The following is a 15,108-nucleotide window of genomic DNA, read 5'->3' as shown; positions in this document are numbered from 1 at the left end:
TGAATCAAATCGTGTCCGGACCGGAAGCTGTGCATTCGCCACAAATGTGGCGCCCGTGCTAGAAGCGGCCCGGGGATTTGCGTTGAATCGGGGTTTGCTCAAATGAGTTCCAAAGGGTCAGCACCTGCCAAGGCAGGCTTGCGCGTCGGCGTCATTGGCGCCGGCGTGATGGGCAGCAACCACGCGCGCGTGCTCGCGGGTCTTCCCGGCGTCACCCTCGTCGGCGTGGTCGATCCCTCGCCGGCGCACCTGACGCGCACCAGCGAGCTTGCCAACTGCCAGGGCTTCGAGACGCTCGACCAGCTCTTCGCCGCCGGCGTCGATGCCGTCACCATCGCAGCGCCGACCCATCTGCATCACGAGGTCGCGCTCGCCTGCATCGCCAAGAACATCCACGTGCTGGTCGAGAAGCCGATCGCCTCCACGGTCGCGGAAGGCCGCGAGATCGTCGCCGCCGCGCAAAAGGCCGGCGTCACGCTGATGGTCGGCCATGTCGAGCGCTTCAATCCGGCGGTCGCCGCCGTCAAGCAGGCGATCGCGGGCGAGGACATCCTCTCGATCGCGATCACCCGCGTCGGTCCGTTCCCGCCGCGCATGTCCAATGTCGGCGTCGTCATCGATCTTGCCGTGCACGACATCGACCTGATCCGCTGGTTCACCGAATCCGACATCGTCGAGGTGCAGCCGCAATTGTCGAGCGCGGTCGCCGAGCGCGAGGACATCGCGCTCTTGCAGTTCCGCACCGCCAACGGCGTGCTCGCCCACATCAACACCAACTGGCTGACGCCGTTCAAGGCGCGCAGCGTCACGGTCGCGACCCGCGGCAAATACGTGATGGGCGATCTGTTGACGCGCCAGGTTACCGAGTGCTTCGGCTTCAAGCCCGACGGCAGCTATTCGATGCGGCATCTGCCGGTTGGCCACGACGAGCCGCTGCGCGCCGAGCTGATCGCGTTCCTCAAGGCCGTGCGCCACGGCGAGACGCCGGCGGTGACCGGCGACGAAGGCGTCGCCAGCCTCGAGATCGCCACGCAGTGCCTGGAGACGCCGTCGCGCCCCGCCGCGACGTCGCCCGCCCGCAAGGCTCCGCGCCGCGTCGCCGGCTGATCTCCATCCATGTCGGCTTCTCCAACTTCGCAGGACAATCAGCAAGGCGCCATGAACCAGCATCTGCGCTCCGAACCCATTCCCTTCATCGACGTCGGCTCGCAGCGCCGCCGGCTCGGCGCCTCGCTCGATGCCGCCGTCAAGCGCGTTCTCGACCATTGCCAGTTCGTCAACGGCCCTGAAGTGGCCGAGCTCGAGAAGCAGCTCGCGGCCTATTGCGGCGCCAAGCACGTCATCGGCTGCGCCAGCGGCACCGACGCGATCCTGATGGTGATGATGGCGAAGGATGTCGGCCCCGGCGATGCCGTGCTGTGTCCGTCCTTCACCTTCATCGCAACCGCCTCGCCGGTGGCGCGGACCGGTGCGACGCCTGTTTACGTCGACGTGGACGAGGCGACCTTCAACATGAGCCCGGAATCGCTGAAGCGCGGCATCGCGACCGCACGCAAGGCCGGCCTCAAGCCCGTCGCGGTCATTCCGGTCGACCTGTTCGGCCAGCCCGCCGATCACGATTCCATCGCCGAGATCGCCAAGGCCGAAGGCCTGTTCGTGCTCGACGACGCCGCCCAGGGTTTTGGCGCGAGCTACAAGGGCCGCAAGCTCGGCACCTTCGGGCTCGCCACCGCCACCAGCTTCTTCCCGGCAAAGCCGCTCGGCTGCTTCGGCGACGGCGGTGCGATCTTGACCGACGACGACGAGCTCGCAGCTAAGCTGCGCAGCATTCGCGTGCACGGGCAGGGCGTGGACAAATACGACAACGTCCGCCTCGGCCTGACCGGCCGGCTCGACACCATGCAGGCCGCGGTCCTGATCGAGAAGCTGAAGATCTTCGACGACGAGATCGCCGCCCGCAACAGGGTTGCGGAGCGCTACGCGCGTGGGCTGTCCAACGTCGTCACCGTGCCGCGTCTGGCGCCGGGCAACACCTCGGTCTGGGCGCAGTACACGATCCGCCTCCCGAAGGGGACCGACCGCGACGGCTTTGCTGCCGCGCTGAAGGCCCAGGGCGTGCCGACCGCGATCTATTACGGCAAGTCGATGCATCAGCAGACCGCCTACAAGCAGTATCCGGTCGCCGAGGGCGGCCTGCCTGCTTGCGAGAGCCTGTCGCAGGACGTCATCAGCCTGCCGATGCACGCCTACCTGACCGAAGCCGACCAGGAGCGAATCATCGCCGCCGTGCGCGGCGCGATTGCGGGCTGATTTCGCCGTTCTTACCCTCTCCCCTTGTGGGAGAGGGTGGCTCGCCGCAAAGCGGCGAGACGGGTGAGGGGTCTCTCTCCGTACGGAATGCACGGAGAGAGACCCCTCACCCCAATGAATTTGTGTCTACTCGCGGCGCTGCCCTCTCCCACAAGGGGAGAGGGCACAGCAATGCGCATCGCAAGATGCAATCGACCTCTGTCCGATAAGTCTTTAGAACAGACGCATGCTCGGACGTATCTTCACAGTCGGTGGTTACACGCTGCTCTCGCGGCTGACGGGATTTGCCCGCGACATCATGCTCGCGGCGATCCTGGGCGCCGGCCCGGTGGCCGACGCCTTTTTCGTGGCGCTGCGGCTGCCCAATCATTTTCGCGCGATCTTTGCCGAGGGTGCGTTCAACGCGGCCTGGGTGCCCGCCTATGCGCATGTCCATGGCGAGCGCGGGGAGGGGGCGGCAAAACTGTTCGCCGACCGCATCTTCACGCTGCTCTTGGCCTCGCAAATCGTGCTGCTGATCGCCGCCTGGCTGTTCATGCCGCAGGCCATGAGCTTACTTGCGCCCGGCTTCGGTGAAGACGCCGAGCAGCGCAAGCTCGCGATCGAGCTGACCCGGATCACCTTTCCCTATCTGCTGCTGATCACGCTGGTGACGCTCTATGGCGGCATGCTCAACGTGATGCAGCGCTTTGCCAGTGCCGCGGCCGCGTCGATCTTCCTCAACGTCGCGATGATGATGACGCTGGCGCTCGCCGCCTGGTTTCCGACCGCGGGCCACGCCGCCGCCTGGGGCGTCCTGATCTCGGGCTTCCTCCAGTATTTCCTGCTCGCGGGCGATCTCGCCCGCCATGGCGGCCTGCCGCGCTTTGCGCCACTCAAGCTCGACGAAGACGTCCGCGGCTTCTTTAGGGCGTTAGGACCTGCGACGCTGGGCTCGATGGGCACGCAGGTCGCGCTGTTCGCCGACACCATCATCGCGACTTTCCTCCCTGCGGGTGCGCTCTCGGCGCTGTATTACGCCGACCGCCTCAACCAGTTGCCGATCGGCGTCATCGGCATCGCCATCGGCACGGTGCTGCTGCCGGAGATGTCGCGGCGGATCACCGCCAACGACCATGACGGCGCGATGAAGGCGCAGCGCCGCGCGTTCGACTTCACGCTGCTGTTCTCGGTGCCCTTCGTCGCGGCCTTCATCACCGTGCCCGACGCGATCATGCGCGCATTGTTCGCCCGCGGCGCGTTCTCGAAGGCCGATGCCGCCGCCGCCGGCGCCACGCTCGCGGCCTACGCCATCGGCCTGATCCCCTTCGTGCTGATCCGCAGCGCAGTCGCAACCTTCTACGCCCGCAAGGACACCGCGACGCCGGTGCGCGCCTCGCTGACCGGTATCGCGGTCAACGTCGCCCTGAAACTCGCCTTGATGGGATCGCTCGCCCAGATCGGCCTTGCGCTTGCAACCGCCGTCGGCGTCTGGACCAATCTCTTGCTGGTGCTGTTCTTCGCCGTGCGGCGCGGCTTTCTCGTGCCGGACCGCGCCTGGCTGATGTCGCTTGCCAAATTCCTGCTGACCGGACTGATCCTGGCTGCCGCTTTCTGGCTGATCGCGCGCTTCAGCGGCTCTTACCTGGCCTCGATGCACTTCCACGATGAGCTGATGCTAGTGCTGCTCGCGGTCGGCGGCACGATCGTCTACGCGGTCGCGATTCTCGCGTTGTTCGGCCGCCGCTGGCTGGTCTCGCTGGTGCGCGGCTAGGCCGTCCCAATAAGTTTGTCGTCATATCCCTTTGGGCATCGGCGAGGGGTGGTCAGTGCCCTTCGAGGGTGACGCGTACCCGGTCGAATCTCCCGGCGCGAAGATCGCCCACGGAAATCCAGTACTGCAGCACGCCGACATCGCCCATCATCCACGGCATGGACCAATCGCTATCGAGCTGCAGCAGCAACACGTCGCCCGCTGCGAGCGCCTCGCGCGGTGCGCCCTGCACGTCGCGGCCGGCACCGCGCATCTGGTGGCGCCCGGACGGGCGAGGCCATCTGCCCGCCACCAGCACGCTGTGCTCCATCTGCAACTCCCCCATCATCTCCGCCGGTACCATGGACGACGCGGCTTCACCCGCCGACAGTAGGATGTGGGCGCTGGCGCGCACTGCTTCCCACAGCAACTCGTTCAGTCGCTGACCGGCCCTGATGTCGGATATTTCGTCGACGGTTGCAGCGTTCATATCCTCGAGCCAACTCCAGAAGGCCGTCCGGTCTGCCTCCGGCACGGCGTTAATGAGTCCGGCACTGCGCGCCTGCCCGATCCAAGCGTGGGACCTCGTCGTTGCATCGTCATAAGCCGTCCGGACGGAAGCCGCGTCTGGAGGCCACGGGATGCCGCCGGCATTCTTGCCGCGGTCGAGTTGTCTGGCGCCTGTTTCGATCAGCCATTTGATCAGGAGGCCGCAAAAAATCTCGATATCGATCCAGGCGGCGGGAAACGTTGCGGTCGGTCGCTGAACGGCCGTTCGCCGGACTGGAGATTCACTTGTCGGTTGCGGGAGCTGCGCTGCGATGACTGGGTCGCCATAGAAGCGAGCGAGCTCCGCGGTCTGCTCGTGCTCCCAGAGCTCCTGGTATCGCGAGGTCCATGCATCGTCCACTTCGGGCGGACATTCCTCGGTGAAGTTGCGGAGCAGGCCCATTGTCACGGCCTTCTTGGCGAATGTCCTCGGATAGGTGCCCAAGGAATATCTGAGCCAGGGAAAATGGTATCCCGCGTTCCCGGCTCCATAGCATGGCGGCAAATCGGCGGGCGGAGCCGCCTCACCCCAAGGCTCGGCAGCGCCGCGGCTGAGAATGACCTGGTTCGGCCAGCACTGGGCTTCAAGCAAACCGTTGAAGAGGTCCCAATTCACGAAGAAATGCAGCACGCCGCTGTCGGGCAGGAACTTGCGCAGCCTGAAGTCGGGAAGCTCCGAACAATCGACTTGCGCCATGAACGTGAAGGGCGTGCCGCCCGGTGCGCGGGGCCAGCGAAAATCCGCCGGGACCGTCGGCAGCCCGCCGAAATAGGTGCGACCGGCGATCGGGAAACGCGGCGGGAACTGATGCTTGAAGGCAACCGACTCCTCGGCCGTCCCGTGCAGCAGGGCGCGTATGTCCTCGTCGCTCGCCACCTTCCGATAGCGCGAAGGATTGCCAAGCGAGTTCTTGAGAAAGCTCATCGCAATCGGCCTGTTCAACCAGGAGTTGGCATGTCATTACGCTACAATCGATTAACAAAGCATCCTCAGATTGCAGTGCACCTTATCCGTCCTGCGTCGTGACGGGCTTGTGGTGGACCGTGCCCGACTTGTGTCGCTTCCAAATTCCTGGTGACCGGCCTCATTCTCGCAGCCCCTTCTGGCCGATCTGCGCTTCAGTGGTTCTTTGCTGGGCGCGATGCACTACCGGGACGAAGTGACCCTGGCGATTTTGGCAGCCGTAGGTCTCGCGAAGTATTCGCGCGCGCCTGGAACGTCACCAGCATGAGGGGGCTCGCCTCCAGGATGCAACCGGCCTCCGCACATCCCTTGATATCTCGCAATCGCTGTGGTACATGCGTCCCATGATTAAATGCTCGCGCACCGTCAACCGCAACCACATGACCCGCTTCGGCTGGGCCGTGGAAGGAGTCGTGCGCTAGGATTTCGACGACGACATCTTTCCACCAAGGCCCCGCCGGCATCGGACGGGGCCTTTTCTTTGGCCACGCTCCCTGCCGGCACAAAAAAGCAGGAGCATCCGATGCCACCCCAACAGACGAACATCACAAGCGAGACGGAGGTCGACGCCGCGCGGCTTCGCCGCGACCTCTCCATCGTCTTGAGCCTGCTCAAGCGATACTGGCGCGCGTTTCGAGAGCGGCGCCGGAGCCCCACGGTCACATTGCAGGACCTGAGTGACAGGGAGCTGATGGATATCGGCCTGACGCGCGGCGAGATCGACTACATCACGCCGGAACGCGCTATCGATACGCTGAGAGATCGCGCCACGGCCCTATGGAGCCGAGGGGTGATGTAAGTGATCAACCGTTAGAAGCGGAGATGCGCTTTGCGAACAAGCGGGAGTCAGCGCGACTAGCTCTTTTTAGGAGTGCACTGCGGGACGAGTTCGGCAACTATCATGCCATCAACCGGACCGTTCTTCACAGGGAAATGACCAAGCTGCGGACTTTTCGGCGCATCCCGCTTTGACGGGCGAGGCGCCGGGCGCGTCTTCGCGGGCTGTGCATGGCTAAACCCGTTTGCCTTGCCACTTTTTCCACGGCAATATGCCGGCAAAACAACCATAGGACGGGACGAGAAAAAAATGGCAGCCCCCATCAAGTTCGGCGTCGGCCAAAGTGTGCTGCGCAAGGAGGATGACGCGCTCATCCGCGGCAAGGGCCGCTATACCGACGATTACGCGCCGCAGGCGGCGCTCCGCTGCTTGATGCTGCGCTCGCCGCACGCGCATGCCAAATACACCATCGATGCAAGCCGCGCCCGCGGCTTGCCTGGCGTCGCGCTGATTCTGACCGCCGACGACGTCAAGGATCTCGGCAATCTGCCCTGCCTGTTCAATCTCGAGACCGATCCCTTCACCGGCCCGCCATACCCGATCCTCGCGAAGGATGAAGTGCGCCATGTCGGCGATTCCATTGCCTTCGTGGTGGCCGAGACCATCGACCAGGCGCGCGACGCGATCGAGGCGATCGAGGTCAAATGGAGCCCGCTGCCGGCGGTGACCGGCGTCGTCAATGCCGTGAAGAAGGGCGCGCCGCAGGTCTGGCCGGACAAGCCCGGCAACGTGTTGTTCGACGTCTCGATCGGCGACAAGGCCGCGACCGAAGCCGCCTTTGCCAAGGCGCATGCGGTCGCCGAAATCGCCATCGTCAATCCGCGCGTGGTCGCAAGCTTCATGGAGACGCGCGCGGCGGTCTGTGAATACGACGCCAAGCGCGACCATCTGACGCTGACGGTCGGCAGCCAGGGCAGCCATCGCCTGCGCGACATTCTCTGCCAGAACGTGCTGAACATCCCGACCGAGAAGATGCGGGTGATCTGCCCCGACGTCGGCGGTGGTTTTGGTACAAAACTGTTTCCGTACCGCGAATACGCCCTGATGGCGGTTGCGGCGCGGCAGCTGAAGAAGGCGGTGAAATGGGCGGCCGACCGCTCCGAGCATTTCATGGGCGACGCGCAGGGCCGCGACAACGTCACCACCGCGAAGATGGCGCTGACTGAAGACGGCAAGTTCCTCGCGATGGATTGCGACCTGATGGGCGACATGGGCGCCTATTTGTCGACCTTCGGGCCCTACATTCCGCATGGCGGCGCCGGCATGCTGCCGGGCCTCTACGACATCCAGGCTTTCCATTGCCGGGTACGCACCATCTTCACCCACAGCGTGCCGGTCGATGCCTATCGCGGCGCGGGCCGGCCCGAGGCGGCCTATGTCATCGAGCGCCTGGTCGATGCCTGCGCGCGAAAGCTCGACATGACGCCGGATGCGATCCGCCGCAAGAATTTCATCCAGCCGAAGGCTCTGCCGTACAAGACCGCGACGGGCAAGGTCTATGATTCCGGCGACTTCGCCGCGCATCTCAAGCGCGCGATGGAGATCGCCGAGTGGAAGGAATTTCCCAAGCGCGCCAAGGCGGCCAAGAAGAGCGGCCTGATCCGCGGCATCGGCCTTGCGAGCTATGTCGAGATTTGCGGCGTGATGGGTGAGGAGACGGCCAACGTCCGCCTCGATCCCAATGGCGACGTCACCGTCCTGATCGGCACGCAATCGAGCGGGCAGGGCCATCAGACCGCCTATGCCCAGATCGTCGCCGAGCAGTTCGGGCTGCCGCCGGAGCGCGTGCATATCCGCCAGGGCGACACCGACGAGATCGCGACGGGTCTCGGCACGGGCGGATCGGCCTCGATACCCACGGGCGGCGTCTGCGTGGAGCGCGCTGCGGGTGATCTGGGCAAGAAGCTGAAGGAGTTCGCAGCGCAGGCGCTGGAAGCGAGCGCGGGCGACCTCGAGATCACCGACGGCGTGATCCGGATCGCCGGCACCGACCGCTCGATCTCCTTCGCCGACCTCGCCAAGCGCCCCGGCGCCGATCCGTCGAAGCTGAACGGCAGCGCGACCTTCGCCAGCGCCGACGGCACCTATCCGAACGGTACGCATCTGGCGGAAGTCGAGATCGATCCGGCCACCGGCATCATCAAGATCGTCAACTACGTGATCGTCGACGATTTCGGCAAGACGCTCAACCCGCTGCTGCTCGCCGGGCAAGTGCATGGCGGCGCCATGCAGGGCATCGGCCAGGCCTTGATGGAGCAGGTGGTCTATGGTGCGGGCGACGGCCAGCTGATCACCGCGACCTTCATGGACTACGCGCTGCCGCGCGCAGCGGACGGGCCGGCCTTCGTGTTCGAGACCAACAACGTCCCCTGCAAGACCAATCCGCTGGGGGTGAAGGGAGCGGGCGAGGCCGGCGCGATCGGCTCCTGTCCGGCCGTCGTCAACGCCATCGTCGACGGGCTCTGGCGCGAGTACAAGATCGACCACATCGACATGCCGGCAACCCCGGAGCGGGTGTGGATCGCCATCAGCGAGCACCGCCGCCGTCACAGCCTGTGATATCGAGCAGACGCGGGACGCGTTTGCGGGGAAATCATGCCAACCAATCATCCAAAGTGCGACGATTTATCGTCTCGCTTTGGATGGAATGAAATCTGCCAAGCGGTGTTGGCCCATTGAGGGGTCGGCACGATCCTGCATCAGGGAAAGGGATTTTGCGAATGAAGCGAGTGTTGGTCGTTGGGGGCGCGCTGCTGCTCGGCATGGGCGCGGTTTGGGCGCAGCAGGACTCCGTCAAGGAGGTCCAGACCCTCATGAAGGGCAACGGCAAGAACGCCGGCGCGGTGTCGGCGATTGTCAAGGGCGAGAAGCCCTACGACCAGGCGACAGTGGATAGCGCCCTGGCGCAGTTCGAGGATACCGCCAAGAAGCTGCCGAACCTGTTTCCGGCCAGCGCCAAGGGCGTGAAGCCCGAGGGCGACTACAGCGCCTCGCCGAAGATCTGGGAGGACAAGGCCGGCTTCGACGCGAAGATCGCGAGCTTCGCCAAGGTCGTCAGCGAGACCAAGGGCAAGATCAAGGACCTGGATTCGCTCAAGACGAATTTCCCCGCCGTCGGCAAGGAATGCGGCGGCTGCCACGAGACGTTTCGTGTGAAGAACGGCTGAGGGAAATAAAGGTTCGTAGCCGGATGGAGCCAACGGGTCGGCGCGAAGCGCCGCCCGATGATGGGCTGATACGGATCGAAAGGGCGGTTGCGAAAGCGGCCGCCCTTTTTGCGTCGGTGTGGAGCGGACAGGAAATACTGTTCGCGAGGCCTGACGGATCGCTGTCGGAGCAGCTATCTTCACTCCAGCCGCCGCGGCGTTGATGTGAGCTGTCGGAACCAGCGCGTCCGATTCTGATTGCTTCACCATCGCGAGGGCTCCAATGCGCGACGAGCACCTCAATCAAGAACAGCGAGACAGGCCATGGTCAAACCGTTCCCGTCGAAGACCCACATCGGCAACCATATGCTGCATCCGGAAACGCTGATGCTGACCTATGGCTATGATCCGCAGCTGTCGGAGGGCGCCATCAAGCCGCCGGTGTTCCTGACCTCGACCTTCGTGTTCAGGACGGCCGAGGACGGGCAGGACTTCTTCGATTTCGTCGCCGGCCGGCGCGAGCCGCCGGAAGGCATGGGCGCGGGCCTGGTCTATTCGCGCTTCAACCACCCCAACAGCGAAATCGTCGAGGACAGGCTCGCGGTCTATGAGCGCACCGAGAGCTGCGCGCTGTTCTCCTCCGGCATGGCGGCCATCGCGACCACGATCCTCGCCTTCGTCCGCCCCGGCGACGTCATCCTGCACTCGCAGCCGCTCTATGGCGGGACGGAAACCCTGCTGACGAACACGCTTGCGCGCCTGTCGATCGGCGCCGTCGGCTTTGCCGACGGCATCGACGAGACGGTGGTCCAGCAGGCCTCGGAGGAGGCGATGCGCAAGGGCCGGGTTTCGATGATCCTGATCGAGACCCCGGCCAACCCGACCAACGGCCTGGTCGACGTCGCGATGATTCGCCGCATCGCCGATGCGATCGGAAAGGCCCAGGGACACACGCCGATCATCGCCTGCGACAATACGCTGCTCGGCCCGGTGTTTCAGCGGCCGATCGAGCACGGCGCCGACCTTTCGCTGTACTCGCTGACGAAGTATGTCGGCGGTCACTCCGACCTGATCGCGGGCGCCGCGCTCGGCGCGAAGGCGATCATGAAGGGCATCAAGGCGCTGCGCGGCGCCATCGGCACCCAGCTCGATCCGCATTCCTGCTGGATGATCAACCGCTCGCTCGAGACGCTGAGCCTGCGGATGGAAAAAGCCGATGCGAATGCGCGGCTCGTCGCGGATTACCTGCGCGATCACGACAAGGTGGCGAAAGTCCACTATCTCGGTCACCATGAAGAGGCCTCGCCGGCCGGACGCGTGTTCGCAAGGCAGTGCCTGGGGGCGGGCTCGACGTTCTCGTTCGACATCGTCGGCGGCAAGGAAGCCGCGGTCAAATTCCTCAACGCGCTGCAAATCCTCAAGCTTGCGGTGAGCCTTGGCGGCACGGAGTCCCTTGCCAGCCTGCCTGCGACGATGACCCATTCCGGCGTTCCCGCCGACATCCGCCAGAAAATCGGCGTTCTCGATTCCACGATCCGGCTGTCGATCGGCATCGAGAATCCGTCGGATCTGATCGCCGACCTCGCGCAGGCGCTGAGTGCGGCTTAAGCTCGGGGCCACTGATTTCAGATGCTTCTCTTGAATCGAAAAGGCCGGGCGCCCCCTCCAGCACCCGGCCTTCGCCGACGAAGCCGCCGTCAAAGCTTACTTCGTCACCTGACCGCGGATCTCGCCGCCCGGGTTGGCCGCCGTGTGAATGTTGACGTAGAGCTTGCCGGCCAGCAGATCGGCGGCCTGCGCATCGGTCAGCGTTGCGGAGCCCTCGACCGGGCTCGACGCCGCATTCGGGATCGCGACCGAGACGCCGGCGTTCTTGCCGGCCTCGGCGGGCCCATGGAAATGAGCGGCGGTGACAGGGCCGGAGAGGCCCGAATAGGTCACCTTCCAGGAGAGCTTCTTGCTCGCAGCGTCATAGTCCAGGTCGGCCGTTCCGGTGCCGCTGGTGGTGGTGGCGGGCACTTCGGACTTGCCGTTCAGCGTCGCTTTCAGTTTCTCCGCGCTGGCCGGCGCGGCGAACGCGACGGCAGCTCCGAGTGCCAGCGTGGCAAAAAGGGCTCTGTTCATGTGTCTCTCCCTGTTGACGCCTGATCGCTATTAACCTGCAAACAGTGCGCGTTTGAGTTTATTCCCGGATCGGGCTCAAACCATCTAAATTATTCGTGGCTGGAGCGGCCGCCGCCGAATCCGTAAGTTCGCCTGATCTCCATGGGATACCTCGATGCTGCGACGAACAATTCTTGTCATGCTGATGGCCGCCGTTGCAGGCTTCGGCGTCTATTGGTGGCTGACCGCGCCGGCTGCATCGGCCGTGCCGTTGCCATCCCGCGCGCCGGATCTCGCCAACGGGCAGGCGATCTTCAACGTCGGCGGTTGCTCATCCTGCCATGCCGTGCCCAACCAGCCCGACCGCCTGCGGCTCGGCGGGGGCCTGGCGCTCCGCTCGCCATTCGGCACGTTCTATGCGCCCAACATTTCCCCCGATCCCGCCGACGGCATCGGGCGCTGGAGCGAGACCGATTTCGTCGGTGCCGTGATGCGCGGCGTGTCGCCCGAGGGCAAGCACTACTTCCCGGCCTTTCCCTACACATCCTACCATCTGGCGAAGGTGGAGGACGTTCGCGATCTCTTCGCCTATCTGAAGACGCTGCCGCCGGTGTCCGGCACGGTGCGCGACCATGACCTGCCGTTTCCGTTCAACATCCGCCGCAATGTCGGCATCTGGAAATTGCTGTTCATGGACGGCAAGCCGCTCGTCGCCGACGGTGCGAAGTCGCCGCAATGGAATCGCGGCGCCTATCTCGTCAACGGTTTCGGCCATTGCGCGGAGTGTCACAGCCCGCGCAATCCGCTCGGCGGCATTATCGCCGCGCAGCGCTTTGCCGGCGGGCCCAATCCGGAAGGCGAGGGATGGGTGCCGAACGTCACGCAAAAGCGCCTTGGCGAGTGGAGCGCGAAGGATATCGCCTATCTCCTGAAGACCGGCGAATTGCCCGACGGCGACAGCGTCGGCGGCGCGATGACGCGTGTGATCAAGAACACCTCGCAATTGTCGGACGAGGACATCGCGGCGATGGCGGATTACGTCAAGTCGCTGCCGCCGGTGGATGGTCCGCCGCGCCCGAAACGCAAGGAGGGTGGCGCCTGAGGCCGGTCCTTCCCCCGATTGGCACGCAGGGATCCGCCAGCATCCATTGCTTGCGTCGATTCCGGGCAGCTAGGGGCGTACTCATAAAGTCGGTTGCTGCGAGTCGACCACCTGATGTCTGCTTCTCCCCGAACAGCGGCGCGGGAGCGGACATCGCGGCACCTAGCCTTCGGGCCACAACCTGACCCAGCAAGTTACCGCTCGCGCACCCGGCCTGTTTGACTTGGCTCGCGGGCCCTTGACTTGATGGGCAGCCGCTCGAGGCAAAGCGGTTGACGTTGGCGAGACCAAGACCCCTCGACGATGGAAGCCAACGACTCTTGCGTGCCGCCTCGAGGGCGAGCCTCGCCTTTACGCGGGCGAAGCGCCCGGTCTCCCAACGTCCCCTCTGGATTTGCCTCAACATGCTGGTAAATCATGTGATTATAATGCATACATTTGCCCGGTCCAAATCGCTGGAAAACGCTGCGTGAGCTCTGAAAACGGCACTTTGAATATTGGTCCGCGTCTCCGGCGCGCCCGCTTGTCCAAGGGCCTGCGCATGCGAGACCTGGCGCAGGTCGTCGGGTGCGACGAGAGCATGATCTCCAAGATCGAGGCCGGGAAGGTCATGCCGTCGCTGCCGATGCTCGCCAAGATGGTCGACGCGCTCGACCGCGACATGGCCTCGTTCTTTGGTCTGAGGATCGACGAATACAAGCTGGTGCAGAAGCCCGAGGATCGGCTCAAGGTGCCTGTCGACGCGCTGCGCGGCGGCACGGGCGTCGTGTATGAGCGGCTGGTGCCGGTAGCCGCCGGCAATCTGCTCGAAGCCAACGTGCACGTGGTGGCCCCGGGAGGCGAGAAGATCGACCTCATCACCCATCAGGGCGAGGCGGTGGGCTATCTCGTGTCCGGAACCATCGAGCTCACCATCGACGACACCACCTATTTGATGACGGCAGGCGATTCCTTCTTCTTCAAGGCGTATCTGACCAACAGCTATCGCAACGTCGGGCCGGACGAAGCGCGGATCGTCTGGGTCAACACCCCGCAGGTTCACTGAGCCGAGCGATCAGGTTCACGTTGCATGAATTTCATGCATGTGGCGAAAACTGGAGCAGGGCGTTTCAAAACCGCTTCATTTCCTGGTGCACGCGCGCCGCAACTTTGCAGCAGAATGCGCTGATTCCTCGGCTCTCGCGCTCAAACGCCCAGAAGACCGACTGGCATAACGCTTGCTTAAACCTGGACATGACTGTGATGCATGCCAATCGCCCCTGGCTGTATCCGATGTCGATGGGGTCCGAACACGTTGATGCGCTCCGGCAAGGCCGTCGCACCGGCGAATAACGGCAGGCGAACCGCTCATGGCTTTCGTTTGGAAACGTTTGCTTGGCACCATCCCGAGCCTGATCGGCGTCGTCGTTCTCACCTTCTTCATTTCGCACGCCCTGCCGGGTGATCCGGCGGCGTATTTCGCCGGCCCGGCCGCGAACGCCGCCTCGATCGAGAACATCCGCGCCACGCTGGGACTCGACCGTCCGCTTCCGGTGCAGTTCGTGCACTATGTCGGTGACCTCGCGCAGGGCAATCTCGGCCGTTCGCTCACCACGGGACAGCCGGTGTTGACCGATCTGCTCGAGCGGCTGCCTGCATCGCTGGAATTGTCGTCCTTCGCGCTCCTGTTCGCGATCAGCATCGCCATCCCGATGGGCGTGTGGGCCGCGACCCGCATCAACGGACCGGTCGATCATGCCTGCCGCGCGCTGGTCACCGTCAGCGCCGCCTTCCCGACTTTCTTCGTCGGCCTGCTGTTCGTCTATGTGTTCTATTTCCTGCTCGGCTGGGCGCCGCAGCCGCTCGGCCGCCTGAACGAGATCGCCTTCTCGCCGCCACCGCACGTCACCGGCGCCTACACCATCGACGCCCTCATCGCGGGCGATTGGCCGGTGCTCCGCGCGTCCTTGGCCCAGCTGATCCTGCCCGCGATATCACTCGGCCTGTTCGCGCTGGCGCCGATCGCGCGCATCACGCGGGCGGCCATGCTGGAGGCGCTCGGAAGCGACTTCATCCGTACCGCGCGCGCCAGCGGCTTGCCGGTGCGCAAGATCCTGATGACCTACGCATTCCGCAACGTGCTGCTGCCGGTCAGCAGCGTGCTCGGCATGGTGTTCTCCTTCCTGCTTGGGTCCAACGTCCTGATCGAGCAGGTGTTCGGCTGGCAGGGTGTCGGCGCCTACGCGGTATCGGCCGTCATCGCGTCCGATTACGCAGCGGTGCAGGGCTTCGTCCTGATGATGGCGGTGCTTTACGTGCTGCTGAATCTCGCCGTCGACATTTTCGCGACACTGGTCGATCCCCGCGTCCGGTTCGAGGGCTGAG

12 protein-coding genes are annotated in these 15,108 nt (G+C 64.5%); 10 read left to right on the top strand and 2 right to left on the bottom strand.

The window, feature by feature from the left end; translation table 11 throughout:
* The first annotated feature begins 102 nt into the window (after positions 1–102).
* The 3 genes from BM118_RS31910 (at position 103) to murJ (ending at position 4,063) form a co-directional block, all read left to right on the top strand.
* Positions 103–1,107: a Gfo/Idh/MocA family protein gene (locus tag BM118_RS31910; RefSeq protein ID WP_092190753.1), complete on the top strand. Its 1,005-nt coding sequence runs from the start codon at positions 103–105 to the stop codon at positions 1,105–1,107.
* 51 nt (positions 1,108–1,158) lie between these two features.
* Positions 1,159–2,310, top strand: a complete 1,152-nt coding sequence (locus BM118_RS31905) for a DegT/DnrJ/EryC1/StrS family aminotransferase (RefSeq protein WP_177234878.1) — start codon at positions 1,159–1,161, stop codon at positions 2,308–2,310.
* 226 nt (positions 2,311–2,536) lie between these two features.
* Positions 2,537–4,063 (top strand): murein biosynthesis integral membrane protein MurJ, encoded by a 1,527-nt coding sequence (gene murJ, locus BM118_RS31895; protein WP_092190747.1) that lies wholly within the window; start codon positions 2,537–2,539, stop codon positions 4,061–4,063.
* 52 nt (positions 4,064–4,115) lie between these two features.
* Here murJ and BM118_RS31890 read toward each other — a convergent pair whose 3' ends face one another.
* Positions 4,116–5,516, bottom strand: coding sequence for a DUF1963 domain-containing protein (locus BM118_RS31890; protein WP_092190745.1), 1,401 nt, complete (start codon positions 5,514–5,516; stop codon positions 4,116–4,118).
* Between the two features lie 562 nt (positions 5,517–6,078).
* Between BM118_RS31890 and BM118_RS31885 the strand changes: the two genes are divergently transcribed.
* The 4 genes from BM118_RS31885 (at position 6,079) to BM118_RS31870 (ending at position 11,147) form a co-directional block, all read left to right on the top strand.
* Entirely contained in the window at positions 6,079–6,354 is a 276-nt protein-coding gene (locus tag BM118_RS31885) for a DUF1127 domain-containing protein (RefSeq protein ID WP_092190743.1), read from the top strand.
* A 288-nt stretch (positions 6,355–6,642) separates the two neighbouring features.
* Positions 6,643–8,952: a xanthine dehydrogenase family protein molybdopterin-binding subunit gene (locus tag BM118_RS31880; protein WP_092190741.1), complete on the top strand. Its 2,310-nt coding sequence runs from the start codon at positions 6,643–6,645 to the stop codon at positions 8,950–8,952.
* A gap of 161 nt (positions 8,953–9,113) precedes the next feature.
* A complete protein-coding gene (locus BM118_RS31875) occupies positions 9,114–9,560 on the top strand; it encodes a c-type cytochrome (protein WP_092190739.1) in 447 nt (148 codons plus the stop codon).
* 303 nt (positions 9,561–9,863) lie between these two features.
* Positions 9,864–11,147, top strand: a complete 1,284-nt coding sequence (locus tag BM118_RS31870) for a cystathionine gamma-synthase family protein (RefSeq protein WP_092190737.1) — start codon at positions 9,864–9,866, stop codon at positions 11,145–11,147.
* Positions 11,148–11,243: 96 nt separating this feature from the next.
* Here the strand turns inward: BM118_RS31870 and BM118_RS31865 are convergent, their stop codons facing one another.
* The gene (locus tag BM118_RS31865; protein WP_092190735.1) at positions 11,244–11,663 is read right to left on the bottom strand and encodes a CHRD domain-containing protein; all 420 of its coding nucleotides are present in this window, start codon (positions 11,661–11,663) and stop codon (positions 11,244–11,246) included.
* Positions 11,664–11,817: 154 nt separating this feature from the next.
* On the opposite strand from BM118_RS31865, the gene BM118_RS31860 reads away from it, so the two are divergent.
* The 3 genes from BM118_RS31860 (at position 11,818) to BM118_RS31850 (ending at position 15,107) form a co-directional block, all read left to right on the top strand.
* Positions 11,818–12,744 (top strand): c-type cytochrome, encoded by a 927-nt coding sequence (locus tag BM118_RS31860; protein ID WP_092190733.1) that lies wholly within the window; start codon positions 11,818–11,820, stop codon positions 12,742–12,744.
* 469 nt (positions 12,745–13,213) lie between these two features.
* Positions 13,214–13,789, top strand: coding sequence for a cupin domain-containing protein (locus BM118_RS31855; protein WP_283806386.1), 576 nt, complete (start codon positions 13,214–13,216; stop codon positions 13,787–13,789).
* A gap of 304 nt (positions 13,790–14,093) precedes the next feature.
* A complete protein-coding gene (locus tag BM118_RS31850; protein ID WP_092190729.1) occupies positions 14,094–15,107 on the top strand; it encodes an ABC transporter permease in 1,014 nt (337 codons plus the stop codon).
* The last annotated feature ends 1 nt before the right edge of the window (position 15,108 follow it).

It is taken from the genome of Bradyrhizobium sp. cf659, from assembly GCF_900113725.1.
In the GTDB taxonomy this organism is placed as follows: domain Bacteria; phylum Pseudomonadota; class Alphaproteobacteria; order Rhizobiales; family Xanthobacteraceae; genus Bradyrhizobium.
The sequence above is the reverse complement of the archived record's forward strand: the minus strand, read 5'-3'. Positions and strand labels throughout refer to the sequence as shown.